The organism is Bacillus sp. P14.5, from assembly GCF_003316765.1.
Taxonomy (GTDB): domain Bacteria; phylum Bacillota; class Bacilli; order Bacillales; family Bacillaceae_B; genus Rossellomorea.
Genome location: NZ_NIJF01000016.1, coordinates 1 through 1,011, shown reverse-complemented (window position 1 = coordinate 1,011; position 1,011 = coordinate 1). Strand labels below are relative to the sequence as shown.

The following is a 1,011-nucleotide window of genomic DNA, read 5'->3' as shown; positions in this document are numbered from 1 at the left end:
CGGTGCGATCAGTTTAACGCTCGCCGCCAGCATTTGGGGCGGGATGTACGTCGTCAGTAAATATGCGCTCGGCTATATCGAGCCGTTCACGCTCGTCTGGATGCGCTACGCCGTCGCCTTTTTTGTCCTGTTTGTAATGTGGTGGGCATTTGGACGCGAGCGGATTGATCGGCGCGACTGGAAATGGATCGCGCTCGTCGGAGTCATCGGTTATGTCGCCTCGATCTCGTTTCAATTCATCGGCACGAAACTGTCAGACGCTCATACAGGGTCGCTCGTCACGGCAGCGACCCCGGCGTTTATGGTGTTATTTGCCCGGTTCATCTTGAAAGAGCGACTCACGCCTGTCAAAATCGGGTCACTCCTATTGGCGACGCTCGGGGTCATCATCGTCGTCGGCTGGCACGTCGAAGGCACGTATTTCATCGGTAGCCTCGTCTTGGTCGGCGCGGCCATCACGTGGGCACTCATGTCCGTTTATGTAAAAGTTGCCTCTGCGACGATGTCGTCGCTGACAATCACGACGTTCGCCATCGGTATCGCTTTCGTACTGATGACACCGCTCATGGGCATGGAAGTCATCGCCTCCGGCTTACCCGATATGAACCCGGTGCTTTGGCTCAGTGTGCTGTACGTCGGCATCATCTCGACGGCCGGGGCGTTCTTCTTTTGGAACAAAGGTCTCGAGCTCATGGATGCGAGCGTCGGGTCACTGTTCTTCTTTTTCCTAACCGCTCGTCGGCGGCTACCTCGGCTGGCTCATCCTCGATGAACGGCTCGCCGAAACTTCTTAATCGGTGCCGCCTGCATCGTCACGGCCGTCACGTGGTCGACGCTCGCCGAACGGCGTCAAAAACGAGAACGCGAGACACGTCAGGCTGCCGAACGTCATATTTTGTAATGAAAGACGATCGACCCGTTCAGGGCCGATCGTCTTTTCAAAATCCGTGATGATCCAGTTTGTCTTCATCGCGCTTCATCTCGAGTTCGAGTCGCTGAATCGCGAGTTTT

The 1,011-nt window shown here is 56.0% G+C and carries 1 pseudogene; it reads left to right on the top strand.

What is annotated here, in order from left to right:
- Positions 1–901 (top strand): annotated as a pseudogene (locus tag B9Z54_RS02065) (DMT family transporter); the annotation flags it as partial.
- Positions 902–1,011: the final 110 nt, after the last annotated feature.